Genomic DNA, 23701 nt, shown 5'->3' on the forward strand with positions numbered 1-23701 from the left:
CGATCTTCCGCGTGGCGTCCAGGTCGCAGCTGAAGTAGACGTTGTCGATGCGCGACCAGCGTCGCGCTCGCCACCTTCGGCACCTCTGCCGACGCCGACCTCCTGGTCGCTTACCTCGAGCGCTGCCTGCTCTGCCTCCACCTCGACCACGACCAGGCAGTGGCCCTCGGCACGCTGCTGCTGCTCGACGCCCGGCTCGGCGCCGACCGGGCGGCCAGGTTCCTGACTCCGGACGGCCTCTGGCAGCAGTGGATCGACGGACGGCCCAGCAGGGGCCACGACGCCCCCGAGAGCTACCGGGAGTTCATCGGCCGGCTCTGCGTCTTCGCCGGTGAGAGCGCCCGGAGTTGCGCGGCAGCGTGACGACGACCCCGCCGCACAACCGGGCTGGTCACCGCCGAGTGTCCTGTCCCCGTGGCTCCCGGCACGATCTGGGATGCGTCCGGCAGGTGAGGGCTCCTGTGGGCCACGTTAGTCTCCGGTCATGGCCTTGCGACCTGATGAGTTCTACGACCACGCACGTACGGCTGCGGACGGTGAGCTTCGGCTTCCGCTGGCACGGATGACCAGTTGGGACATAAGCCCGTTCGAGCCCGAGGGACTTCGTGTCGCGCCGCTGCGCCCACCCGTTCTGCCCGAGCCGGAGCGGCACGGTGAGGACCCGGCGAACTGCGACGTGTGCCGCGCCCGGGACGAAGGCATCTGGTTCGACGAACGATGGCGACTGGCCCGGGTCACGGGTGTCGGTGTGCCGTTGGTGCTGATGCTGTACTCCCGGGATCACTTCGACATGGCCGATCTGTCCGACGACATGGCCGCCGAACTCGGGGTGCTCACCACTCACATCGTCCGCCACGTGCAGGCACTGCCGCACATCTCCCGAGCCCATGTCTACCGGATCGGGGACGGGGCTGCACACTTGCACATCTGGTTCTTCGCCCGGCCCGAGGGCCAGTCCCAGCTCTACGGGTCGTGGATGCCCGTCTGGGACGACCTTCTGCCGGAGTACCCGGCGGACGTAGCCGACGCGGATGCGGCGGCCGTCGCTGACGCGTTGGTCACCTCGTACGGAGGCCACCGCACGGCGTCCGACGAACAGATGCACGTCTGAGGCTTCCATGCGATCTCATCAGCCGGCCGGCGGTGTCGTGCACGCGTGGTTCGAACCCTGGCCGGCTCGGCGGGCGCAGGCCAGGCGCAGCGCGAATTCCGCGTAGGCGTCGGCGACCTGCTCGCGGGTGTACGGCTGGTCCGGGCCGAACCAGTAGGCCACCCGCAGGCCCATCGCCCCGATGGCACCGGCGGCCATGAGGATGTCCGGCAGGGCGAAGTGCCCGTCTCTGACTCGGCGTTCCAGTACGTCGAGCAGCATCTGGTGGCACTCCGCCCGCAGTTTCAGTGCCGGAGCCGCGAGCTCGGGGGAGAGTCCCTGCAGTTCGTCGTTGGTCACCGCGGCCAGCAGCGGGTCATGCGCGTGACGGGCCCGGACGGCACTGAACTTCCCGACGGCGAGCCGGAGGAGATCGAGGTCCGCGGCCACAACGTGATGAAGGGCTATTGGCGGCGTCCCGAAGCCACCGCCGAGACGATCGCCGACGGCTGGCTGCGCACCGGCGACATCGGGGTGAAGGACCCCGACGGTCACTTCCGGATCGTGGACCGCATCAAGGACATGATCATACGGGGTGGGTACAACGTCTGTCCCCGAGAGATCGAGGAAGTGCTCCACGAGCGCTCTCTCGGTCGATGTGCCCGCCACCGTCGGCACGTCGGGCCCGGTGCCCGCGGCCTCCTGCTGCCCGTACTCCGGCCAGACCCCGCCCAGCGGACTTCGCGCACCACTGTTCGACCTGGGCACCTACGTCCCTGCGGCGCCGGGTACCGGAAACACCGGCTACACCCCCCAGTTCTGGACCCCCGCGCGCGATGCGATCGCCCTCGTCCGCACGCCACCGCCGGTGTTCTCGTTGAGCTCCGGCCAGACGGCAACCGGAGGGTACGAACCGGGGAAGTCCTCGGCGCAGGCGGCAGAGGACTACCAGTCCTTCGCCTCGGTGAGCGGGCGAGCACGGTTGTCGGCCGGTGCGTCGGCATCTCGCGTGCGGGTGCCTGTCCTGGGCCTCGCTCACCCTGCGATGCAGGGCCGCCACGCATTGGCCTGTGCGAGGCGGACCGGGCGGCCGAGGGCTCGCGGACCGTCGCCGCGCTCGTGATCGGACCGGTGACGAGCCTGCATGGCGCGGCAGGCCTCGACTGACCCGAACGCCGGACGTCCGCGCGTGTCGGTCCGGGGGAGTCTGACGGCATGTGCCGGACGGGTTAGCGTCGACCGGCATGCCAGGCAGGAGTGCGGGAGGTGTTGCGGTGCCGACGGCCGGGCCACGCACCAACGTCAGGACCCTGCCGATCATCCTCGGTCTCGCTCTCGCCTTCACGGTCACGGTCGTCGACCCGCTGGTGCTCAGCCTGAATCTTCCCCAGGTGAGCCGGGCCCTTCATGTACCGCCGCAGGTCCTCGGCCTGCTGAGCGGAGCGGCGACCCTGGTGATGGCCGCCGCCGTCCTCGCCGCGGGCAGCCTCGGGGACATCGTCGGCCTCAAGCGACTGCTGATGCTGGGACTTGTCGTCGTCACCGTCGTCGACCTGCTCTCCATGCTCTCCTCCGGCTATCGCTTCCTGCTGGCCATGCGCCTGTTGGACGGTCTGGGGATGACAGCGCTGCTCGGAGTGCCCTTGGCCCTGCTGAAAGTGGCGGTACCGCCGGAGAAGAGGCCGGTGGGCATCGGCATCCTGATGGCCGTCACGATGACCCTCTGCGGGGTGGTCCCCGCGTTCACGGGCTGGATGGTGGCGGCCGTCGGCTGGCGGTCCCTGTTCCTGATCGCCCCACTGCTGTGCCTGGTCTCGCTCTGGCTGACGGCCCGGTGCGTGCCGGAGTCACCCCTCCAGAAGGGCCGTCACCTGGACGCGGCCGGCGTGACGATGATCGGGACCGCCCTGCTGGCCCTCGTCGTCGGCCTCGCGGCGGCGCAGAACGGCGTCTCCCGGGCCGAGACCTGGGTGCCGCTGGTGATCAGCACGGTCGTCGCTGTGCTTTTCGTGCTCCACGAACGTCGCGCTCCTGAGCCCGCCCTGGACGTGGAGTTGTTCCGGAGCAGACCGTTCGGCGTGGCGCTGGCGGCGACCCTCACGCTGAACTTCCTCGCCGCCGGACTCGGCATCGTCCTGGGACAGTTCGGGAGCATCGTGCTGTCACTGTCCCCCGAGGCCATCGGCCTGCTGTATCTGCCCGGTACACTCCTGATCGCCGGTGCCGTCATCCTGGCCGGGCGCCTGGTGGGGAAGCACACCCCGCGGCCGGTGATGGTCACCGGCCTGCTGGTGATGGCGGCCAGTGGGCTGCTGCTGGCGGGCACCATGGGCCCGGCGATGGCGGTGTGGCTGCTCGTGGTGGCCACGTGGCTGTGCAATCTCGGCTCGTTGGTCACCTCCACCTCGGTGTCCGAGACGGTCCTCTCCCAGGCGCCGCCCGGGCGTTCCGGCACGGTGGCCTCCGTTCAGATGGCCTTCGCGATGACCGGCTCCGCGTTCGGGCCCACCGTCTACCTTCTGCTTTTCAACCTCTTTTTCCAGCGGCAGTGGCTGGCGGACGCGAAGTCACGCGATCTGTCGGCGAGGAAGGCCGAACAGGCCGTGGACGCCGTGCGCAGCGGGATGGCCCAGAGCCCGGGTGGCAGCGCGTACGATCCGAACCTGCTCCGGCAGGCCTCAGGACTGGAGCTGGGGCTGGACTTCGCCGACGGACTTCGGCTCACCATGCTCTCGGTCAGCGTGCTGCCGCTCGTCGTGGCGGCGGTGGCCCTTGTACTGATGCCTCGCCACAAGAGGCCCGGACCCTGAGGCTCGCTCAGGCCAGGGGGAGCGTCGGCCTCGGCACAGAGCCACCCGGTGCCGGAGGCGAGTGCGCAGCAAGCGGCCTCTCTCCCGGACGGCGCGCACCTACGGTGGCGCCGGCAGCACTCAAGGCGGCCCGTCGGCGTGCGATGTCGTCAGGCGACGCGGTTGATCGGCGGGCACTCCCATCGTGTGTCGACGACCTCAGGACGGGGCAGGTACATCCGCAGTGCGGCGAACCAGATGCCCTGTGCGGGTGTGGGCAGCCAGTTGGCCTCTTCGGCAGATCCCGGGGAATCAGGCTGCAGGCGGATGGTCAGGCTTCCCTCCGTGTCCGTGACCAGCCCCGGCGTGCGGTCACCGATGGAGTATCGGCCGATGGGGTTGGGCACCAGGTTCCTGTCCTCGCCGTAGACGGTGAGGGACCAGAACGCGTCGACCGGAGGGAGACTTCCCGGCCCGAAACGCAGTTCGTATCGGCCCGTGGACAACTTGGCGCCGTCAGCGTCGTGGAAGGCGGCCAGATAGACCGCTTCCTCGGGATCGTTGGCAGCGACACCGGCCAGGGACTGCTCCGCGGCTCGCCGAAGGAAGTCGTCCCCGAACCGCCCCATCTGTGGCGGCGGGTAGAGCCAGCCGTTGACGACATGGGCCCATTCACCGCTGAGCAGTTGCTGTTCGAGCATGGGTACACCGGCGGCCGCTGCCCGGATCAAGCTCTGCTTGACGGGCTCGGGCTGCGCCTCGACATCGAGTCCGGGACCGATGCCGATCTGCGCGAACTGCTTGAGCAGGACCTCGTCGTGCGGCGGCGGTGGATTCTCGGCCAGCATCGCGTTCAGGGTCTTCCACGGCCCCAGGGGGTCCCTTGCCGCGTCGATCGGTTCCAGCACGTCGCGCCGGGCCGGCAACTGTGCTCCCTCGGCACCGAACAGGTGGAGCGGGACCAACCGGTACTGGTCCTGAAGGGCATGGACGTCGGGGAGGTCCTGCTCGCCTTCGACGAGGGTCCGGCCGACAATGAGGACCCAGGGGCTGGGTGCGGTCGCCGTGCGACGCACCTCTTCGGGGAGGTCTCCCGTCCACCCCGGCCCCACGAGGGCGAAGTCGCCGGCGTCCGGGCCGGTGGCGCGCCCGCCCACGTAGCCGTAGTTGTCGGAGGTGATGCCGACCAGCTCGAAGGTGAAGTACCGATTCCCCATGTCCGGATGGGAGAGCACGACGGGTTCCTCGCTCAGGTTCACCCATGCGAACGAGTACAGCGTGTCGTTGTTCGGGCACAGGCCCTGCCGGTCGGAGGCGTCGAAGAGCTTCCGGGCGTGCCAGAAGTGGTTCACGGGGGCGTACGGCGTCACCTCGGTGGCGGGCTCCTGGGTCACCCACCGGTGGCGGAGTCCGGCGTTGTAGATGTACGGGAACCCGTAGACGAAGGCCTGTTCGCCGAGCGTGTAGGCGTATTCCCGGCGCCAGTCGGTCACGTGGCCGGTCAGCACGGGCTTGACCGACTGCCACATCAGGGGCAGTGCCTGCGATGTCCGGCGAGCGCGCCCGGCCGTTGCTCCCGGATGGCGCACGGCGTCCGCCGTGGCCCTGCCTGTCGCCACCGCGGCCTTGCCGATCGTCGACGCCACTCCCGTGACCTGATGGCGCAGTCGCTGCCCGGCACGGTTGTTCGTGGCTGCAGAGGCCATTACCGCGTTCCTTTCCGGCACGGAGCCCCGCATCTTCGGCGGTGGCACGGCGGACCACCGCCGACAAACGATCTTGGCTCCTCCTTGGTGGTGCCGACGCGATGCAAGGTTCTTCGTGCCTCGTCGGATGTCCGGCGGGTTGTTCCCTACGGCCGGACCCACTGACTCGAGTAGATCACCGCACCCATGGCTCGGCAACCGCGCTCGGCTCTGCGGTCGAAGGAGCCGGTGCCGTGCGGACATCGCCGTTGAGTGGGGTGGGACTTCGGGACGAGGGGCGGGTCCGAGCATGGGGGCAGTGGTCGGACGCCGATGGGGATCGTTCGTGAGGAAAGCCCTCAGCCGGCCTCCGGTACGGTCGCCGCAGCCCGCCCCGAATCGGCCGGCAACCTTCCGGGAAGGCCCACCGGCCGCGGTCGGCCGGTCCACCGTTACGCAGCGGCGAGCCGGGGTTCAGGGGTGTCCGGAAGACGGCACCAGACCGAGCCGCTGGGCCAGCAGCACGGTGCTCAGGCGGTCACGGGTGCCCAGCTTGCGGTAGATGTTCTCGACGTGCTTGTGCACGGTGCGGACGGAGATGCCGAGGCGGCGGCCGATCGCGTCGGCGGTGAGCGCCTCGCTGAGCAGCAGCAGGACGGTCGTCTCGCGGGGCGTCAGCGCGCTGTCCGCCGCCCGCTCGTCCGGTGCCGTGCCCGGTCCGAGCCCGCGCCGCCACTCCTGAAGCAGTTGCCGCTGCCGCTCGACGGCGGCCAGCAGCGGCTGCGCGCGCTCCGCCATCGCGAGATGGTCGTCGGTGAAGTCCGTGCCGGTGCGATGGACCAGGCAGCCGGTGACCGGTGTGGTGCTCTCGGGGAGCGGCACGCCCAGCACATGGTCGACGCCGAGGACCGCGTCGAGCAGCCGCGCCGTCGCGCTGACCGGCCAACCGCGGCCCGCCGTCCGCCGCGCGGTGACCGGCGACCGGTCGGTCCCGCCCGCGTAGTGCTGGGCCAACGGGTAGCCGGCGCGGAGCAGGGCCAGGTCCGCTTCCCCGAGCCGCTCCAGTTCGGCGGCGACGGCATCGGATGCCGCACCGATCGTGCCCGCGTCCTCGCTCCAGTCATCGAGCTTGTGGAGGACCGCCTCGCCGCCGCACAGGTCCGCCAGAGCACCGGCGAGCATCGGCCACAGACGCGCGGGCTCCCGCTCGTGCAGCGCCGCCACCGCGACCGCGGTCATCCGTTCGTAGGCCCTCTCCAGCGTCACCTGTTCCACTCCGGTCGTCTCGCGGTGGCCCTTCCACGCCGTCCGCGTACGTACCTGTACGCATACCCCCGCGACGCCCGGCCGGTGCACACTGCAACCCGGCGGCACCGGCCTGCGCGGGCGTGTCTCCGGCGGGCCGCCGGCACGGGGGAACGGCGGCCCGTCCGGTGCCGTCTTCTTCGCCCCTCGTCCTGACCGGGCTGCGGCGCCGGTGAGGAGCTGCGCCCGGGCAGGGGAGCAGGAGGGTCAGTCGCCGCGAGCGGCGCGCTCCTGCTTCTGCTGCTTGATACGCGCGCCCTCCCTGCGGACCTCGGCCTGGGTGGCGCGCTCCTTCTCCAGCCACTCGGGCCGCTCCTGCTTGAGCGCCTCGATCTGCTCGGTGGTCAGCGGCTCCGTCACGCCGCCCCGCGCGAGGCCGGCGATCGACACGCCGAGCTTCGCAGCGACCACCGGACGCGGGTGGGGGCCGTTGCGCCGCAGCTCGCTCAGCCACTCCGGCGGGCTCGCCTGCAGCTCGTGCAGCTCGGCGCGCGTGACGACACCCTCCTGGAACGACGCGGGGGTGGCGGGGAGATACACACCCAGCTTCTTCGCCGCGGTCGCGGGCTTCATCGTCTGGGTGCTCTGCTGCGAACTCATGAGGTCAGGGTATCGGCCGTGCGCCGGGCCGCCGACCACGGCCGGTGACGGACGGCAGGTCACGGCCGGTGGGGACAGGACGGGTGACGGCGGTGACGGCGGCCGGGCCGAGGCCGGTAACCTGGCCTGGTGACAGGCTCGGAGGAATCACCGTCGTTCCGGCTCGCGTACGTACCCGGAGTGACGCCCGCCAAATGGGTGAGGACCTGGAACGAGCGCCTGCCGGACATCCCGCTCACTCTCGTCCAGGTCGCCGCGGCCGACGCCCCCGACGTGCTGCGCACGGGCGAGGCCGACGCGGGCTTCGTACGGCTCCCCGTGGACCGAGCGTTCTTCAGCGCGATCCCGCTCTACACCGAGACCACGGTGGTCGTCGTCCCCAAGGACCATCTGATCACGGCCGCGGACGAGGTGACCCTGGCCGACCTCGCCGACGAAGTGCTCTTCCACCCTCTGGACGACGTCTTCGATTGGGCCGGCCCGCCCGGCGAGCCGGCCTTCGAACGCCCCGCCACGACCCCGGACGCGATCGAGCTGGTGGCCGCGGACGTCGGCCTCCTGGTCGTCCCGCAGTCCCTGGCTCGCCTGTACCACCGCAAGGACCTCACCTACCGTCCGGTCACCGACGCCCCCCAGTCGAGCATCGCCCTGTCCTGGCCGCAGGAGACGACCACCGACCTGGTGGAGGACTTCATCGGCATCGTCCGCGGCCGCACCGTCAACAGCACCCGGGGCCGTACCCAGCCGCCGGCCGAGGAGAAGCAGAAGCGTTCCGAGCCGAAGGGCACCCGGCAGAAGGCGGCGCCGAAGAGCTCGGGCCGCTCCCCACGCGCCCGCGTGGTGGGGGGCGGTGCGCGCACGGCCGGGGCCAAGCAGGCCCCCAAGCGGGGCAAGCCGCGCCGGAGGTCGTGAGGGCCCCGGTGGCTCTCCGAGGCACCGCCGGTGCGAGGTGTGCCGCGGCGCCTACGCGTGCTCCCGCGCCGGCTCCAGCTGTGGCCGGGCCCGGCGTTCGCGCAGGTCGGCGTAGGCCAGGGACAGAGCCAGCAGGATGATGGCGACGGAGGTGAGCAGGCCGTACTGGACCGCGCTGGCGGGGTCGCTGTGGTTGGCCAGGTGGGCGAAGTACACCGAGCCCACCACGGCGACACCGGCCGCGGACCCGATGCGCTGCGCGGTCTGGAGCACCCCGCCCGCGGCACCGCCGCGCCGCACCGGGACGAGGGACAGGGTGAGCGTGGTGTTGGGGGAGATGGTCAGCCCGGAGCCGATCCCGGCGACGAGCAGCGGCAGCGCGGCTGCCCAGGCCACACCTCGGCCCGGTACCCAGTGCACGGCCGCGACGGCACCGAGCATTCCCGCCGTCACCGTGCCGAGACCGGCGATGACCAGTTTGCGCCCGAAGCGCACCACGAGCCGGCCGCCGGCCGCGGCACCGAACGCCGAGCCCGCCGCGAACGGCATGGACGACAGGCCGGCCGCGAGCGCGCCGTAGCCCAGACCGTTCTGCAGGAACAGCGTGTAGACGAAGAACAGCGTCGTGAAGCCGCCGAAGTACACGAGGCTCAGCAGCGCGCCCAGCGAGAAGGAGCGCAGCGAAAAGAGCCGCAGGTCGACCAGGGGAGCGCGGTCGTGGCGTCCCTGGAGCCGCTCCCACGCCCAGAACGCGGCCAGCAGCACGGCACCCACCGGGAGCAGGGCCCACTTCAGCCGGCCCTGCCACTGCTGCTCCTGCACCAGCGGCAACATAAGGGCGAGCACGCCCGAGCCGAGGAGCAGGACGCCCGGTACGTCGAAGCACTCGCGCCGGCCCGCCGAGCGGGGGGAGTGGGGCAGCAGCCGCAGTCCCGCGCAGAACACGGCGACCCCGAGGGGCAGGTTGACGTAGAACACCCAGCGCCAGGCGTCGGGGCCGCCCGCCGCCTGGATCAGCAGGCCGCCCACGAGCGGGCCCACCGCGGTCGAGATGCCGATCGTGCTGCCCATCATGCCGAACGCGCGGGCGCGCTCCGCGCCCTGGAACATCTGCTGGATCAGGGCCGAGGTCTGCGGCGCGATCAGCCCCGCCGACGCTCCCTGGACCAGCCGGAACAGCACCAGCCAGCCGGCACCGGTGGACAGCCCGCAGGCCGCCGAGGCGAGCGTGAACAGTGCCAGCCCGGTCAGGAAGGTCCGGCGCCGCCCGCGCATGTCGCCCAGCCGTCCCGCCGGGACCAGGGACAGGCCGAGGGTGAGCGCGTATCCGGACATCACCCACGACAGCTCGGCCGTGCTGGCATCCAGCCCGCGCTCCACCGAGGGCAGTGCCACGTTGACGATCGACGTGTCCAGCAAGGTCATGAAGGCCGCGGTCAGACAGACGGCGAGCGCCTGCCACCGCCGGTCGTGCGGGGCCGGCCCGGCTCGGTCTGTGGTCATGGGATCACGCTAGGCAGTCACCGCGCCGGGCGCACGGCAGGAGCGTTTCTGGCATGAACCGCCCCGTGCAGTGAACGGCCTGTACGTCCGGTCGGTGGGGCCGCGCCGCCGCGCGGAGCCAGGTGTACGCCGACTGGGCCGTGAACCCTCGCCGGGTCGCCGCGCAGCAGCCGGGTCGCCGTGGCGAACCCGGGTGCGTCGGCCTGCGGCCAGGTACGGGATCGCGATGCCGCGCATGCCGGCCGCACGGGCGGCGGCCGCGCCCGGCGCCGCGTCCTCCAGGGCCACGCAGTCGCCTGCCGTGCGCCACCTCCCGGCAGACACCACCGTGAGCCGAGACCCATATCCTCGAGGGGCGCGTCGATCGCCTCCGGCGAGGATCCCGGCGCGACCGCCATGGGCACGCCGTCGGCCGCCAGGAACTCCACGAAACGTGCGCATCTCCGGCTGGAGCGGTGTGGGCGCGGGCAGGCTCCGGACTGCCCGGGGTTCAGCCCGGCGAGAGTCCGCCGGCTCGCCTGCCAGTGGTTCGGCTCGCTGCCACCGGCGTTCCGCCGAGACCGAGGACGACCGAGAGGGGGCCGAGGTCGCCCATCCGCTCCAACATGCCGAGGGTCAGGCGCGGGCCGCCCGGCCGATGGACTCCACCAGGGGCAGCAGCCGGTGCGGGACGCGCTCGCGCAGCGCCACCTCGGTGCGGGTGCGTACCACGCCGGGCAGGCTGATCAGCTTCTGGATGACGTCCTCCAAATGGGCGTTGTCCCGGCCCACCACCCGGGCGAGCAGGTCCCCGCCGCCCGTGATCGAGAACGCCTCCACGATCTCCGGTACGGCGGCCAGCGCGTCCCCGACGTCGTCGAGGTGGCCCTGGGTGACCTCGATGTGCACGAATGCCAGCACCGGATGGCCGAGCGCGGCGGGGGAGAGGGAGGGACCGGTGACGGTGATGACGCCGTCCCGTTCCAAGCGGTCCAGCCGGGCCTGGAGCGTGCCGCGGGCGACGCCCAGGAGACGGGCGTACTCACGCACGCTGGTGCGCGGCTGTTCCAGGAGCAGGCGCAGGATGCGGGTGTCGAGCTCGTCCACGGTCATGATGGACGACTGTACCAATGGCTCAGCGCCCCTACCGGCCCGTGTGCCGTCCGACCTGGGCCGTTGGCCCTGCGGTGGGCCTGGCCATGCGTGCGACGGTGGACCAATGGTCCAGTGATTCGCTTCTCGCTTGAGCCAGTGACCCGGTTGATGCTCTCATGGGGACGTCGATGGCGCTGCGGAACCCCGCGGCGCCTTTTGCGTGCAGGCGTTCCAGGTTGTTCCAAGGGGAGGGCACCCGTGCTGAAGAGGTTGTTCGTGGCTCCGGACCCGGGGCGGGCGCGACTGCGCTTCGCCGCGCGGGCCGTCCTCGGCATCGGCCTCGCGGTCGTCGTCTGCCACTTCGCCGGGCATTCTCTCGTCGGCGCGGTGACCGGTGGCCTCGCCGCGCTGCTCGCCCTGTTCACCGTCACCGACACGACCGTGCGCGGGCAGGCCGTCAGCACGGCGCTTCTCCCCGTCGTGGGCATGCCCGTGCTCGCCTGCGCGGCCGAACTGCACGGCGTGCCCGTCGCGCGTGACCTCGTCTTCCTGGCTGTCGTCGGCGCCGGGGTGTACGCGCGCCGCTGGGGTCCGCGCGGGCACAGCCTCGGCGTGTTCGCCTTCATGACCTTCTTCGTGGCCCACTTCGTGCACGCCACGCCGGCGCAGCTGCCCGAGCTGTCCGCCGCCGTCGTGCTGTCCGTGCTCTGCGCCGCCGTCGTGCGCTTCGGCGTGTGGTGCTACGAGCGCCGGCTGCCACCGGCCGTCGTACCGGCCCCGACCGCCGGGCGCCGACTCGCCCGGGTGACGACCCGGCAGGCCGTCCAGGCGACCGCCGGGGCGGGTTTCGCGCTGGTCGTGGGCCAGCTGGTGTCCGGACAGCGCTGGTACTGGGCCGTCGGCGCCACCTGGTGGATCTTCGTCAACACCGCCTCGCGCGGTGAAACCCTGGTGCGCGGCTTCCGCCGGGTCCTCGGCACGGTGATCGGCATCGGGCTGGGCTTCCTCGTCGCCGTCCCCGTGGGCGGCGCGCCGGCCCCGACGGCCGTCCTGGTCGCCGTCGCCGTCTTCGGCATCTTCTACACGGCCGCCGTCTCCTACACCTGGATGATGCTCTGGGTGACGCTGCTCGCCGAACTGCTCTACGGCCTGTTCGGCGTCCTGAGCCCCGGTCTGCTCGGGCTGCGGCTCGCCGAGACCGGCGTGGGGGCGCTCGGCGCCGCGCTCGCGGTGCTGTTCGTGCTGCCGGTCACCACGCATGCCGTCACGGACGCCTGGATCGGGCGTGCCCTGCGCTGCGTCCACGCCTGCACGGCCGAGGCCGCGGCCCGGCTCGCGGGCTCCGCCACGGCCGACCCGGCGCCGCGCGTCGCCGAACTGGAGCAGCTGCTCGGCCGGGTCCGGCTCGCCGTGGCCCCGCTGGTGCACCCGCTGAACCCGATGCCGGCCCGCAAGCGGCGCGCCCGCCGGGTCCTCGCCCTCCTCGACGACTGCGCCCGTGAGGTCCGCGGCCTGGTGGCGGTCGCCGCCGACCCCGAGGCCTCCCACGACGCCCGTCTGGCCGCGGCCTGCTGGCGCGTCGAGGCCGCAGTCGAGGCGCTGACCGGGGGCCGCCTGGACGTCCTCCGTAGCCCCGCCGAACCGCCGGCCGAGCCCGCCCTTGCCCACCTGCACGGACTCGAGCGCGCCCTCGCCGATCTGGCCGAGCCCCTGCGGGAGCCTGCGGGCTCGCCCCTGGTGAGGGCCTGAGCCGGCCGCTTCGCGGCTGTGAGCCGGCACGCATCCCCGCGGTCCCTGCCGGGAAGCCACGAGGAGCTCGCGGAGGAAAGCACCCCGCCCACGCCCTGCCTCTTGGTCTAGACCGGCCGTATCGGCTGCTACCGTCGGCCCCGGACGGGCTCGACAGAGAGGGGACAGCGGTGGCACGGCACGGCAGGCCCGGCGGACGCCGGGCGTTCATCGGCTCGTTCACGGCGGCAGGCGGCCCCGGCCTGGTCACCGCCGAGGTCGCGACGGAGGGCGGTGCACTGGTCCTCGGCACCGCGGTGAACGACCTGCCCGACCCGTCCTATCTGGTCCTGTCGCCGGACGCACGGACCCTCTACGCGGTCAGCGAGACGGCCGACGGCGCCGTCGCCGCCTACCGCGTCGACGGCGACCGGCCGGAACTCGCCGGGCCGCCCGTGCCGGTCGACGGCAGCGGACCCACCCACCTCGGCCTGTACGACGGCCATGTGCTGACCGCCAACTACGGCTGCGGCAGCGTGACCGCCGTACCCGTGCGCCCGGACGGCTCGCTCGCCGCCAAGCCCTCCGGGCGGCTCCAGCACACCGGGTCCGGACCGCACGACCGGCGCCAGCGCGGCCCGCACGCCCACCAGGTGCAATCCGATCCGAGCGGCCGATGGGCGGTCAGCGTCGACCTCGGGACGGACTCGGTGCGGGTGTGCACCCTCGCGGACGGCGCTCCCGCCGTGCACCGCGAGGTCGCCGTGCGCCCCGGCTCCGGTCCCCGCCATCTGGCCTTCCATCCGGGCGGCACGCTGGCCTACGTCGTCAACGAACTCACCCCCACGGTGACCGTGTGCCGCTGGGACGCCGAGGACGGTACCCTGCGGCCGCTGGCCGAGGTTCCCGTGCTGTCCGCGGCACCCGTCGGCGACGCGTATCCGTCCGGGATCGTGGTCTCGCCCGACGGACGCTTCGTGTGGACCGCGACCCGCGGCGAGGACGTCCTGTCGGTCCTGGCCGTCGAGGGCGAGACTCTCCGGCTGATCGGCACGGTGACCTGTGGCGGGCACTGGCCGCGCGCGCTCGTTGAGCACGGCGGCTTCCTCTACGCGGCCAACGAGCGCTCCGGGGACGTGACGTGGTTCGCCGTGGACCCGGCGACGGGGCTGCCCCGCTACGAAGGCTCGGTGCCCGTCCCCGCGGCCTCCTGCGTCGTCTTCGGCTGAGCGCCAAGCGGCCCGTGGCCTTTCCCCCGCGACGGCGGACCGGATGGCCCGTGTCGTCAGGGCAAGCCGAAGGGCCCGCTCCGTGGAGCGGGCCCTGGGGGTGCAGGTGATACCGGCGCGGCTCAGCGGACCGGTGTGCCCTGCGCCTGCTGCGGGGCGATGCCCAGCGTCGTCGTGTACTTGGCGAGAGCGAGCTTGCCGATCGCCGGGTACGCGCCGAGCGGCTCGGCGGTGGAGCAGCCCGCCTCCTCGGCGGCCGCGGACAGCAGCGCCGGGTCGATCTCCGGGCCGATCAGGTACGGCGCCAGCGCCAGTTGCTGCGAGCCCGAGGAACGCAGCTGCTCGGCCACGGAGGAGATCGAGCCCTCCTGGTCCAGGGCCGCCGCCATCACCGGCACGGCCAGGCGCGCGGCGAGGAGCATGCCGGTGATCCCGGCCGCCTGCACGGCCTCCTCGCCGCCCACGGACGCCAGGATGATGCCGTCCGCTGCCGTGGCCACGGTGAACAGGCGCGCGCGGTCGGCACGGGCCAGGCCCGCCTCGGACAGCCGTACGTGCAGCGCCTCGGCGAGCAGCGGGTGCGGGCCGAGCACGTCGGTCAGATCGGCGGCGACCCGGCTGTCCATCACGGACTGGCGGATCTGCCGCAGCAGGGCGTTGTCCGGACCGGCCAGCAGCGGGACCACGACGGCGACCGGGCCGTCGGGCTCCTTGACCCCTTCGACCCCGGCGGCGACGGCCTGCTCGTAACGGGCCGTGCGCTCCTCGGCCGCGCGCACGAGCACGGACCGCAGCGTGGGGTACTCGGCGTCGTCCCCGTCCAGGTAGCCGATCCGGGCGTCCAGACCGGGCAGCTCGGAGCGGGCGATGCTCACGACCTCCTCGGCAAGGGCGCGCGTGGCGTCGCTGGGTGCACCGGGCACCGCGAGGGCGAGTGCGGGCGCACCCTCGGGAGCCACCAGCGGTTCCGGTCGGCGGTGCCGTCCGGGCTGGCGGGGTCGCGGCATTCGTACGGGCAGGCCGGACGCGGGCCCAGTGGGGGTGCTCATGGCGCCGCATGTTACTGGCTTCGCGGGTTACTCCGTTCGGGGAGGGTGCAGGTGAGCGGTATTCGTCCGGTTTTGTCTGTTGGGTTTCTCAGGCACGGACACGTGTTGCCGGCATGTGCCGAGACATGCACCGACAAAGCGGTGACTAGGCAGAGCAATCCGCGTATACAGGGACCTCGCATGGCCGGTGCGAAGACCATGGAGCACGCGGGACGGGTTCACCGGGCACGGTGAGCCGCCCGGCCGCCCGGCCGTCCGCGATCCGTGACCGAGCCGAGCGGGGCCCCTTCGGCTCGACACGCCCCCGGCGCACGCCACTTGAGCGGACGGTCACGGCAGTTGCCAGTCCACCGGCTGCCCGCCCTGCTGGATCAGCAGGTCGTTGGCGCGGCTGAACGGGCGCGAGCCGAAGAAGCCGCGGTCGGCCGACATCGGCGAGGGGTGCGCGGACTCCACCGCCGGCAGCCTGCCCAGCAGCGGACGCAGATTCCGGGCGTCCCGGCCCCACAGGATGGACACCAGCGGCTTGCCGCGCGCCGCCAGGGCCCGGATCGCCTGCTCGGTGACCTCTTCCCAGCCCTTGCCGCGGTGGGCGCCAGGGCTGCGCGGAGCCGTGGTCAGCGCCCTGTTGAGCAGCAGCACCCCCTGCTCGGTCCAGGGGGTGAGGTCGCCGTTGGACGGCTGGGGCAGGCCCAGGTCGGTGGTCAGCTCCCGGTAGATGTTGATCAGGCTGGGCGGCAGCGGGCGTACGTCCGGTGCGACCGAGAACGACAGACCCACCGCGTGCCCCGGCGTCGGATAAGGGTCCTGACCGACGATCAGGACCCTTACCTCGTCGAAGGGTTGCTGGAAGGCCCGCAGGACGTTCGGTCCGGCCGGGAGGTAGGTGCGTCCCGCGGCGATCTCCGCGCGCAGGAAGTCACCCATCCCCGCGATCCGCTCCGATACGGGTTCGAGGGCCTTCGCCCAGCCCGGTTCGACGATTTCATGCAAGGGTCGTGGTGCCACGGGCGTCACCCTACTGCCGTACCCGGCCCGGTGATCAACCAATGGCCGAAGCCCGCCCCGGACGCGCCCCGTGGGCCCACGCGTGCCTCAGCCGATCACTGCCGCCCGCACGCAGAGCACGTCTGGCAGATGCGCGGCCAGCTGCTGCCAGCTGTCACCGTCGTCGGCGGAGGCGAACACCTCTCCGTTGCGGTTGCCGAAGTAGACGCCCGCCGGGTCGGCGTCGTCGGTGCACAGGGCGTCCCGCAGCACCGTGCCGTAGTGATCCTCCTCCGGCAGGCCCTTGGACAGCGGCTCCCAGGTGCGGCCGGCGTCCGCGGTGCGAAAGACCCGGCAGCGGTGGCCGGCGGGCACCCGGTCCGCGTCGGCGTTGATCGGGAAGACGTACGCGGTGCCGCCCCGGCGCGGATGGGCGGCCACCGCGAAGCCGAACGTGGACGGCAGATCCGTGCCGATGTCGGTCCAGTGCCCGCCCGCGTCGTCACTGCGGTACACCCCCCAGTGGTTCTGCAGATAGAGCCGGTCCGGGTCGGCCGCGTCCTTGGCGATCTTGTGGACGCACTGGCCGAACTCCGGATCCGGATCCGGCAGGAACACCGCGGACACACCGGAGTTGGACGGGGCCCAACTCGCGCCGCCGTCGGTGGAGCGGAACACCCCGGCGGTGGAGACCGCCACCGTCACCGCTCTCGGGTCGCGTGCGTCGGTGAGCACCGTGTGCAGTCCCTCACCGCCGCCGCCCGGCACCCACTGGGAGCGCGTCGGATGCTCCCACAGCGACCGGACCAACTGGAAGCTCTCGCCGCGGTCCTCCGAGCGGTACAGCGCCGCCGGTTCCGTGCCCGCGTACACCACGCCGGGCTCGGCGGCGGCCGGGTGCAGCTGCCAGACGCGCTCCAGGGAGGCGCCGGTGTCCTTGGGGAACTTGACGGCCGGCTGCGACGGCTCGGTCCAGGTGCGGCCGAGGTCGTCGGAGTGGAAGACGGACGGGCCCCAGTGCGCGCTGTCACCGCCCGCCAGCAGCCGCGGCCGGTTCTCCCGGGTGTCGATCGCGACCGAGTAGACCGCCTGCGCGTTGAAATACGGGCTGTCGTCGAACTCCCAGGCCGCGCCGCCCCTGCGCCGCCCGATGAACAGGCCCTTGCGGGTGCCCACTGCCAGCAGTACCTCGGTCATGCCGATCACCTCCGGGACGCCTTCGTCCAGGTAGTCGTGAGACAGATGGTCGTCGCTTGTCGGCCAGTGTGCACCCCACCACTGACAGTCCCCCAGGATCGTGTGTCGTCGCAGGTCGCAGCGGTGTCGCCGGTGATCGGCACGGATTGCCGCGGTCCGTTGCGGCATGCGCCTGCGCAAGAGGGGCCTCTCGTGCGACCGTCGGGGAGACGGCTCGTCGTGAGCAACGGAGCGGTCTCCCACGTATGGGAGGGCGGTCCGGCCGGTCGGTGCGCTCGTGAGGAGGATGCCTTTGAAGGCGTTCCGTGGTCCGAAGATGTGGCTGTGGCGCTGGCGGCGCAACCCGCTCAAACGCCGGGCCGACGTGGTGGAGGCCTGGGTGGTGCTCGGCGCCTGGCTGCTGACCGTTCTGACCGGGGTCGCGGCCGGTCTCGCGGCGGACGAGTCGGTGGAGGACGGACTCGCGCGGGAGCGGACGGACTGGCGCCCCGTGGTGGCGCACGTGGTGGAGCGGGCCCCCGGAAACACCCGCGTGCACAGCCACGCCTCCGCCGGTGAACGGGTCTGGGCCAGGGTGCGCTGGACCGTGGCCGGCGGCTCCGCCCACACCGGTCAGGTCCGGGTGGATCCCGGCAGCACGCCCGGCACGCCGGTCACCGTCTGGACCGACGCGCACGGCCGCCTGGCCGGCCGTCCCACCTCCGCCTCCGAGGCCACCTTCCGGGGCGTCCTGATCGGCTGCCTGGTGGGTGTGAGCGCGGCGGCCGTCCCCTTCGCCGGCGGCCTCGCCCTGCGCGGCCGTCTGGAGCGCCGTCGCATGCGCGCCTGGGACACCGAGTGGGCGCGCCTCGGACCGCAGTGGGGGCGGATGGTCTGACCACGGCCGGCGTGCGGGCGCCGGGGAGCGCGCTTCCCGCGCCGCGGCCCGGGCATGTGACCGACCGTGGCACTCCTACACTGCCGCCAGCACCTCCCGGCACGCCCTCAGCAGATCCTCGTCCTCCGGTATGCCCCGCGCGCCCACGCCCGCCCGCGCCGAATGGCGGCGTGGGGCGGCCAGTTCGCCTTCCACCAGGTGCCGTAACGGCGTGCCGGCCGGCCCCATTTCGGTGAGGCAGCGGGCGATGCCGCAGCGGGTTCCGGGCTCCTCCGCCCAGGCGTCGCGGAAGACGGGCAGCACCGGCTCCGGATCGGCGTCGACGTGCCAGAGCGCGCACGCGGCCGCCACCCGCTCCCGTGCGGGCCGTGACCCGGCTGCCGTGCGGCGCAACACGGGCAGGGCGGTGCGCGCCGCGGGACCCAGGCGGGCCAGCCGCGCGGCGGCCAGCTGACGGCTGTCCGGGCCGCCCTCGGTCAACTCCCGCAGCAGCACGGGGAGTACGGCGGTGGCGTCCCGCTGAGCCGACCAGAGAGCACCGGCCGCCGCGGCGGCGTGCCGGGTGTGCAGGAGAGCACGCAGCAGCGGTACCGCCTGCGCGGTGGCGCCCAGAGCCTCCAGCGCCGCGATGCCCTGGCCCGCTATCGCGTCCCGTGGCCCCGGCCCGGCGGCGTCCGACAGCAGCCGCAGCACTTCCGGAACGGCGTCCCGGTCCCCGACGGCGGCGACCGCCGTGAGCAGGGGGCCGGCGAGCCGGGCGGCGGACGCGGAGGCCGGCGGGATCCGGGCGAGCCGCTGCCGCACCGCCGGGGCGAGCGGGGCCGCGGCGGCGCCCAGGTGGGCCAGCTCGCCCCCGAGGTCCACCGGTGCGGCCGGGCCTGCCAGCAGGTGGGCCAGGGCCGGGACCGCGCGTGGATCGCCGGTTCTGGCCAGCGCCTTGAGCGGACCGCCCAGGGTGGGGGAGCCGGGCTCGAAACGGTGCGTCCACAGGTCGGGCCGGGCTCGCACCAGGGCGTGCAGGGCGTCGGCGGCGGGCGCAGCCAGGGCGAACAGCGCCGACAGGACGGTGACCGCCGCGTCCCGCAACCAGTCCTCCTCCGCCTCCAGTTGGGCGCCGAGCAGCCCGACCGTGTCGCTGTGGTCGCCGCGCCAGCCGCGCAGCAGTGCCGCCGCCAGCCACACGCCCTGGCACCGGTCCATCGGGTCCGGGCTGGTCAACTGGCCGCCGAGGAGCGCGGCGCGGTCGGCCACGCGGTCGCCCAGCGCGGTGTGCAGGGTGCGCAGCAGCCGGGAGCCCTCCTCGTCGGACGGGCGCAACCGCCGTATTCGCCCGACCAGGGAGTCGGTGGCCGGCTCGCAGGTGCGGGCGCGGCGCGCGGAGCGCTCCCGCAGCAGCCGGACCGCCGTCGGCACCGGATCGGCGGGCAGCCGGTCGGGCGCCACGAGGGCGAGCTGGCCGAGTGCCGCGAGCCGCAGCCCCGGCGCGTACGGCGGCGCGCTCTGCTCGGCCAGCAGGTCCACCGCGGCGTCGGCGTGCGCGGGGTACCGGCGGACGAACAGCGCGAGCGCCTCGGTGAGGGCGAGCAGGACCCGGTCGTCCCGCTCGGCTCGCAGCCACTGCCGTAACAGGCCCAGGACCCGCGCCGGCCCGGTGGCGAAGTGCACGAGGGCCCCGGCGGTCGCCCGGCGCACCGCCGGGTCCGGGTCCCCGGTGAGCCGGACGAAGACCTCGCCGCCCGAGCACACCGCCTCCCGCGCCCGCGGGTCCCCGTCCGCGCCCTGCGCGCCGATACCCATGAGCAGTTCCACGATGCCGCCCCGGTCCGGCACCTCCTCGCGGGCCACGAGCGAGAGCAGGAACGGGACGCAGGCCAGCGCCGAGTCGTACACACGCCCCTGGTGGTGCAGCGCGCCGTGCATCCCGTCGAGCGCGGTCGCCCGCTCGACGGTGTCCGCGGAGGCCAGTGCCCGTAACCATCCGGGCACGTCCTCCGCGCTGCCGTACGCGTGCCGCAGCGAGGCCCAGTCGACCTCGTCGATCCCCGTGAACACGTTGTCCTCCCCAGACGAGTGCCACCTGGTCGCGAGTGTGCACCACGGCACCGACAACGTTCCGGAGCCGCACACTGACTGTGTGCGATCCGTCGGCTGTCACCGGCCAGGGCGGCAGCGGCCCGCACGCGCCCGCCGGGACGGGCGCGCCCGCCCGGGGAGAGGGGTCAGTTCAGGCCGGGCAGGGCACGCTCCAGGATCGTGCCGAGGTCCGTTGCGGCGGGCAGCGTGCCGAAGGCGTGCCCCCAGTCGCCGCCCAGCCGGCTCGCGCAGAAGGCGTCCGCCACCGGGTGCGGAGCGTGCCGGACCAGCAGGGAGGCCTGGAGGGCGAGCGCCATTCGCTCCACCAGCCGCCGGGCACCCACCTGGTCCGTTTCGGCCAACTCGTCCTGGAGCGCGGCCACCGTCGCGTCCAGGCGGGCATCCGCGCCGCGTGCGAGAGCGAGCTCGCTGAACAGGGCCTCGGCGGTGTCCGGTTCGCGACCGAGGGCGCGCAGTACGTCGAGCGCGTTGACGTTGCCCGAGCCCTCCCAGATCGACAGCAACGGAGCCTCCCGGTAGTGCCGCGGCATACCGGAATCCTCGACGTAGCCGTTGCCGCCCAGGCATTCCAGCGCCTCCGCGGTGAACGCCGGACCCCGCTTGGTGACCCAGTACTTGCCGATGGCGGTGGCGATCCGCCGGAACGCCCGCTCTCCGGCGTCCCCGCGCACCGCGCGATCGGCTGCGCCGGCCAGCCGCAGCGTGAGCGTCGTCGCCGCTTCCGACTCCAGCGCCAGGTCAGCCAGGACGTTGCGCATCAGCGGCTGCTCGACCAGCCGGGCGCCGAACGCGCTGCGGTGCCGGGCATGATGTCCCGCCTCGACCAGCGTCTTGCGCATCAGGGCGGCCGAGGACATCACACAGTCCAGCCGGGTGCAGTTGACCATCTCGATGATGGTCTTCACGCCCCGGCCCTCGGGTCCCACCAGCCAGGCCACCGTCCGGTCGAACTCAGGCTCCGAGGAGGCGTTGGACCGGTTGCCGAGCTTGTCCTTCAGTCGCTGGATGCGGAAGGTGTTGCGGCTGCCGTCGGGCAGGACACGCGGCACCAGGAAGCAGGACAACCCGCCCGGCGCCTGCGCCAGCACCAGGAAGACGTCGCACATCGGCGCCGACGTGAACCACTTGTGCCCGCGCAGCGTGTACACGCCGGGTTCGCCGGTGGGCGTGGCCACCGTGGTGTTCGTCCGGACGTCCGAACCGCCCTGCTTCTCCGTCATGCCCATCCCCGCGAGCAGCCCCGGCTTCTCGGCCGGCACCCGCAGTTCGGGGTCGTACTCCCGGCTGGTCAGCAGCGGTTCGTAGACCTTGGCCAGATCCGGCTGGGCGCGCAGCGCGGGTACGGCGGCGTACGTCATCGACGTCGGGCAGCCGTGCCCGGCCTCCGTGTGCCCCCACACCAGTCCGCCCGCCGTGCGGGCCACATGGGCGCCGGGCCGCGCCTCGGCCCAGGGCGCGCCCGCCAGGCCCTCGGCGACCGCCGTGCGCATCAGGTGGTGCCAGCTGGGATGGAACTCCACCTCGTCCACGCGGTGGCCGTAGCGGTCGTGGGTGCGCAGGACCGGCTCGTGGCGGTTCGCCAGCTCGCCCCACTCCTGCGCCTCGACGCTGCCGGCGCGCGCCCCCAGGCGCCGGATGTCCTCCTCGGCCCATGCGGCGCCCTCCCGGCGCAGTCCCGCCAGCAGCGCAGGGTCGTCGGAGGCGTCGTACGGGGCCAGGGGCGGGGCCTGGTTGGTGACGTCGTGCGTGGCGTACTGCGGCTGAGGCTGCGCGTGCGACGGCGACTGCGCGGGAATCGGGACCATGGAAGAATGTTGCACTCTCGCTGCGGCTGTAGCAATAGTGCAACACGGTGGTGCACGTACAGTACGTGCCCATGCGCATGAACGTCTCTCCCGAGCCGGCGCAGGCACCCCGGCAGGCACCGCAGCACGCGGGCCTGCGGCCGCTGTCCGCGCGGTCGGTCGTGCTGAGCCTGCTTCTCGGCGCGCACCCTGCCGAGATGCCGGTGAAGGACCTCGTCCGGCTGGTGGAGCCCTTCGGCGTCGGCGGTTCCACGTTGCGGGCCGCGCTGAGCCGGATGGTGACCGCCGGCGACCTGCGCCGCAGCGACGCCGTCTACCGGCTCAGCGACCGGCTGCTCGCCCGCCAGCGGCGCCAGGACGAGGCACTGCGCCCCGGCACGCGCGCATGGGACGGCGACTGGGAGATGGTGGTGATCACCGCGACCGGGCGCGGCCCCGCCGAACGCGCCGAACTGCGCGCCCGGCTGACCGCGCTCCGGCTGGCCGAACTCCGCGAGGGAGTGTGGCTGCGCCCGGCCAACCTCGACCGCGCCCTGCCGGAAACCCTGGCCCCGGTCGCCCGGACGTACACCGCGCGCCCCGACGATGCCCCGCAGGACCTGGCCGCCCGGCTCTGGCCACTGGACTCCTGGGCGGCCACCGCACGCGCACTCCTCGCCCGCACGCAGGCCGCCCGCACCCCCGCGGACCGCCTCACCGCGTACGCCGCCGCCGTACGCCACCTGCTCACCGACCCCGTCCTGCCGCCCGGGCTCCTGCCCGCCGACTGGCCCGGAGAGGCCCTGCGCACCGCCTACGCCGGCTACCAGCGGGAACTGGCCGCGTCCGGGGGGCGCGGGGAACGCGCCGCATGACCGCCTCGGCCCTCGCCCGGAGACCGGGGCGCAGGCAAGCCGCTCGTCCACGTGGTGCCACACGGTGCGGTCCGCCACGCACGTGAAACTCGGGCCGACACAGGCGATGTCGGCGCTACGGCAGCGGCCGTCGAAATCGGACACGGCCGGTTTCGTCCACGAGCCGCCCCCGCCGTACCCGTCGCACGAGGTGGACCCGGGCCGCGCCCGCGCGGCCAGTCGGGCGTCGGGTGCATCCGGCTCGGGCGGACGCCGGGGTCGCCGGGCCGGGGCGCCCGTCCGGCGCGGGTGGCGCGGGCGCGGTGCGAGGGGTTCCCTGGGAAGAGGAAGTCCCCGGGGGCTGAAAGCGGGGATGACCAGCGCGGTGGCGGGCACTCGCGGGGCACGCGAGGAGAACTCACCCGAGGAGAGTCATGGCTGAGCAGAAGTCGTCGTCGGCCCTCACGGCGCCCCTGCGCGACGCGGCCTCGGCCCTGCGCAGGGCGCCCGGCGCCGGGGCGGTGGGCAGGGTCGCTGAGCAAACCCTGGACAAGATCGGGGCGGTGTCGCCGCGCGGCCGGCGCCTGGCGGTGTACGCGGGCGCCGGAGTGCTCGGAGCGGCGGGCGTGGTGGAGTGGCCCGTGGCCCTCACCGGCGCGGCCGTGGCCTGGCTCACCCAGCCCCGGCCCGCGCATCCGCCGACCGGCGGGGGCGGCCGGCACCCGGAGCCCGCCCCTGGCGTCGGCACCGCGGCGGCCGGCGGTTCCGAAGTGAGTCGTACGTCCGGCACCGGGACACGCGGAGGCGGTCGGACATCCGGGAGCAGCAGGGCCGCGAGCACCGCCGAGGCGTCCGGGACCGGCCGGACCGCCCACCGGGCCGAGGGCTCGGCGGGCAGGCCGCTCGGTCCCACCGCGCGCCCCGACCGCACCACGCTCTGAGGA

General features: G+C 73.3%; 20 protein-coding genes and 1 pseudogene. 10 read left to right on the forward strand and 11 right to left on the reverse strand.

Going from position 1 to position 23701, the window contains the following annotated elements; translation table 11 throughout:
- Positions 1-102 precede the first annotated feature (102 nt).
- Together AC5WRT_RS11375 and AC5WRT_RS11380 are read left to right on the forward strand one after the other, a co-directional pair.
- Entirely contained in the window at positions 103-363 is a 261-nt protein-coding gene (locus AC5WRT_RS11375) for a DUF6000 family protein (RefSeq protein ID WP_496092895.1), read from the forward strand.
- Positions 364-484: 121 nt separating this feature from the next.
- The gene (locus AC5WRT_RS11380; RefSeq protein WP_496092859.1) at positions 485-1111 is read left to right on the forward strand and encodes a hypothetical protein; all 627 of its coding nucleotides are present in this window, start codon (positions 485-487) and stop codon (positions 1109-1111) included.
- Between the two features lie 18 nt (positions 1112-1129).
- Here the strand turns inward: AC5WRT_RS11380 and AC5WRT_RS11385 are convergent, their stop codons facing one another.
- Positions 1130-1540, reverse strand: coding sequence for a TetR-type transcription factor C-terminal domain-containing protein (locus tag AC5WRT_RS11385; RefSeq protein WP_496092860.1), 411 nt, complete (start codon positions 1538-1540; stop codon positions 1130-1132).
- Between AC5WRT_RS11385 and AC5WRT_RS11390 the strand changes: the two are divergent.
- A pseudogene (locus tag AC5WRT_RS11390) lies at positions 1490-1732 on the forward strand (long-chain fatty acid--CoA ligase); the annotation flags it as partial. The gene AC5WRT_RS11385 and the pseudogene AC5WRT_RS11390 sit on opposite strands and share 51 nt — an antisense overlap.
- Positions 1733-2364: 632 nt before the next feature.
- Positions 2365-3900, forward strand: a complete 1536-nt coding sequence (locus tag AC5WRT_RS11395) for an MFS transporter (protein WP_496092861.1) — start codon at positions 2365-2367, stop codon at positions 3898-3900.
- A 149-nt stretch (positions 3901-4049) separates the two neighbouring features.
- Here the strand turns inward: AC5WRT_RS11395 and AC5WRT_RS11400 are convergent, their stop codons facing one another.
- The 3 genes from AC5WRT_RS11400 to AC5WRT_RS11410 form a co-directional block, all read right to left on the reverse strand.
- On the reverse strand, positions 4050-5585 hold the full coding sequence (locus tag AC5WRT_RS11400) for a DUF1254 domain-containing protein (protein WP_496100185.1): 1536 nt from the start codon (positions 5583-5585) through the stop codon (positions 4050-4052).
- Between the two features lie 453 nt (positions 5586-6038).
- Complete coding sequence (locus AC5WRT_RS11405; RefSeq protein WP_496092863.1) at positions 6039-6830, reverse strand: helix-turn-helix transcriptional regulator; 792 nt, start codon at positions 6828-6830, stop codon at positions 6039-6041.
- Positions 6831-7076: 246 nt separating this feature from the next.
- Positions 7077-7469, reverse strand: a complete 393-nt coding sequence (locus tag AC5WRT_RS11410) for a DUF5997 family protein (RefSeq protein ID WP_496092864.1) — start codon at positions 7467-7469, stop codon at positions 7077-7079.
- 129 nt (positions 7470-7598) lie between these two features.
- Here AC5WRT_RS11410 and AC5WRT_RS11415 point away from each other — a divergent pair, with 129 nt between their 5' ends.
- Positions 7599-8381, forward strand: coding sequence for a LysR family transcriptional regulator substrate-binding protein (locus AC5WRT_RS11415; protein ID WP_496092865.1), 783 nt, complete (start codon positions 7599-7601; stop codon positions 8379-8381).
- Between the two features lie 51 nt (positions 8382-8432).
- Here the strand turns inward: AC5WRT_RS11415 and AC5WRT_RS11420 are convergent, their stop codons facing one another.
- Positions 8433-9884: an MFS transporter gene (locus AC5WRT_RS11420; protein ID WP_496092866.1), complete on the reverse strand. Its 1452-nt coding sequence runs from the start codon at positions 9882-9884 to the stop codon at positions 8433-8435.
- 615 nt (positions 9885-10499) lie between these two features.
- Positions 10500-10976, reverse strand: coding sequence for an Lrp/AsnC family transcriptional regulator (locus tag AC5WRT_RS11425; protein WP_496100186.1), 477 nt, complete (start codon positions 10974-10976; stop codon positions 10500-10502).
- A gap of 240 nt (positions 10977-11216) precedes the next feature.
- Between AC5WRT_RS11425 and AC5WRT_RS11430 the strand changes: the two genes are divergently transcribed.
- Together AC5WRT_RS11430 and AC5WRT_RS11435 are read left to right on the forward strand one after the other, a co-directional pair.
- Positions 11217-12707: an FUSC family protein gene (locus AC5WRT_RS11430; RefSeq protein ID WP_496100187.1), complete on the forward strand. Its 1491-nt coding sequence runs from the start codon at positions 11217-11219 to the stop codon at positions 12705-12707.
- Positions 12708-12877: 170 nt separating this feature from the next.
- Entirely contained in the window at positions 12878-13915 is a 1038-nt protein-coding gene (locus tag AC5WRT_RS11435) for a lactonase family protein (protein ID WP_496092869.1), read from the forward strand.
- A gap of 122 nt (positions 13916-14037) precedes the next feature.
- Here AC5WRT_RS11435 and AC5WRT_RS11440 read toward each other — a convergent pair whose 3' ends face one another.
- From AC5WRT_RS11440 to AC5WRT_RS11450, 3 genes are all read right to left on the reverse strand, one after another.
- Positions 14038-14964, reverse strand: a complete 927-nt coding sequence (locus AC5WRT_RS11440) for a sirohydrochlorin chelatase (RefSeq protein ID WP_496092870.1) — start codon at positions 14962-14964, stop codon at positions 14038-14040.
- A gap of 330 nt (positions 14965-15294) precedes the next feature.
- Positions 15295-15972 carry a uracil-DNA glycosylase gene (locus AC5WRT_RS11445; protein WP_496100188.1) on the reverse strand — a complete coding sequence of 226 codons (678 nt, stop codon included), beginning with the start codon at positions 15970-15972 and terminating at the stop codon, positions 15295-15297.
- An 87-nt stretch (positions 15973-16059) separates the two neighbouring features.
- Positions 16060-17148: a WD40/YVTN/BNR-like repeat-containing protein gene (locus AC5WRT_RS11450; protein WP_496092872.1), complete on the reverse strand. Its 1089-nt coding sequence runs from the start codon at positions 17146-17148 to the stop codon at positions 16060-16062.
- 286 nt (positions 17149-17434) lie between these two features.
- Here AC5WRT_RS11450 and AC5WRT_RS11455 point away from each other — a divergent pair, with 286 nt between their 5' ends.
- Positions 17435-18025, forward strand: a complete 591-nt coding sequence (locus AC5WRT_RS11455) for an Rv1733c family protein (RefSeq protein ID WP_496092873.1) — start codon at positions 17435-17437, stop codon at positions 18023-18025.
- A gap of 75 nt (positions 18026-18100) precedes the next feature.
- Here the strand turns inward: AC5WRT_RS11455 and AC5WRT_RS11460 are convergent, their stop codons facing one another.
- Both AC5WRT_RS11460 and AC5WRT_RS11465 read right to left on the reverse strand, forming a co-directional pair.
- Positions 18101-20077 carry a HEAT repeat domain-containing protein gene (locus AC5WRT_RS11460; RefSeq protein WP_496092874.1) on the reverse strand — a complete coding sequence of 659 codons (1977 nt, stop codon included), beginning with the start codon at positions 20075-20077 and terminating at the stop codon, positions 18101-18103.
- 167 nt (positions 20078-20244) lie between these two features.
- Positions 20245-21924, reverse strand: a complete 1680-nt coding sequence (locus AC5WRT_RS11465) for a DNA alkylation response protein (RefSeq protein WP_496100189.1) — start codon at positions 21922-21924, stop codon at positions 20245-20247.
- A 71-nt stretch (positions 21925-21995) separates the two neighbouring features.
- Here AC5WRT_RS11465 and AC5WRT_RS11470 point away from each other — a divergent pair, with 71 nt between their 5' ends.
- Complete coding sequence (locus AC5WRT_RS11470) at positions 21996-22778, forward strand: PaaX family transcriptional regulator C-terminal domain-containing protein (protein ID WP_496092876.1); 783 nt, start codon at positions 21996-21998, stop codon at positions 22776-22778.
- A 413-nt stretch (positions 22779-23191) separates the two neighbouring features.
- On the forward strand, positions 23192-23698 hold the full coding sequence (locus tag AC5WRT_RS11475; protein ID WP_496092877.1) for a hypothetical protein: 507 nt from the start codon (positions 23192-23194) through the stop codon (positions 23696-23698).
- Positions 23699-23701: the final 3 nt, after the last annotated feature.

Source organism: Streptomyces sp. NTD91, assembly GCF_059510455.1.

Excerpts from the sequence above, each read along its gene's own strand:
- AC5WRT_RS11470 (WP_496092876.1), top strand. The coding sequence starts at position 21,996 with ATGCGCATGAACGTCTCTCCCGAGCCGGCGCAGGCACCCCGGCAGGCA.
- AC5WRT_RS11440 (WP_496092870.1), bottom strand. The coding sequence starts at position 14,964 with ATGAGCACCCCCACTGGGCCCGCGTCCGGCCTGCCCGTACGAATGCCG.
- AC5WRT_RS11455 (WP_496092873.1), top strand. The coding sequence starts at position 17,435 with ATGCCTTTGAAGGCGTTCCGTGGTCCGAAGATGTGGCTGTGGCGCTGG.
- AC5WRT_RS11465 (WP_496100189.1), bottom strand. The coding sequence starts at position 21,924 with ATGGTCCCGATTCCCGCGCAGTCGCCGTCGCACGCGCAGCCTCAGCCG.
- AC5WRT_RS11380 (WP_496092859.1), top strand. The coding sequence starts at position 485 with ATGGCCTTGCGACCTGATGAGTTCTACGACCACGCACGTACGGCTGCG.
- AC5WRT_RS11400 (WP_496100185.1), bottom strand. The coding sequence starts at position 5,585 with ATGGCCTCTGCAGCCACGAACAACCGTGCCGGGCAGCGACTGCGCCAT.
- AC5WRT_RS11475 (WP_496092877.1), top strand. The coding sequence starts at position 23,192 with ATGGCTGAGCAGAAGTCGTCGTCGGCCCTCACGGCGCCCCTGCGCGAC.
- AC5WRT_RS11410 (WP_496092864.1), bottom strand. The coding sequence starts at position 7,469 with ATGAGTTCGCAGCAGAGCACCCAGACGATGAAGCCCGCGACCGCGGCG.
- AC5WRT_RS11450 (WP_496092872.1), bottom strand. The coding sequence starts at position 17,148 with ATGACCGAGGTACTGCTGGCAGTGGGCACCCGCAAGGGCCTGTTCATC.
- AC5WRT_RS11420 (WP_496092866.1), bottom strand. The coding sequence starts at position 9,884 with ATGACCACAGACCGAGCCGGGCCGGCCCCGCACGACCGGCGGTGGCAG.
- AC5WRT_RS11425 (WP_496100186.1), bottom strand. The coding sequence starts at position 10,976 with ATGACCGTGGACGAGCTCGACACCCGCATCCTGCGCCTGCTCCTGGAA.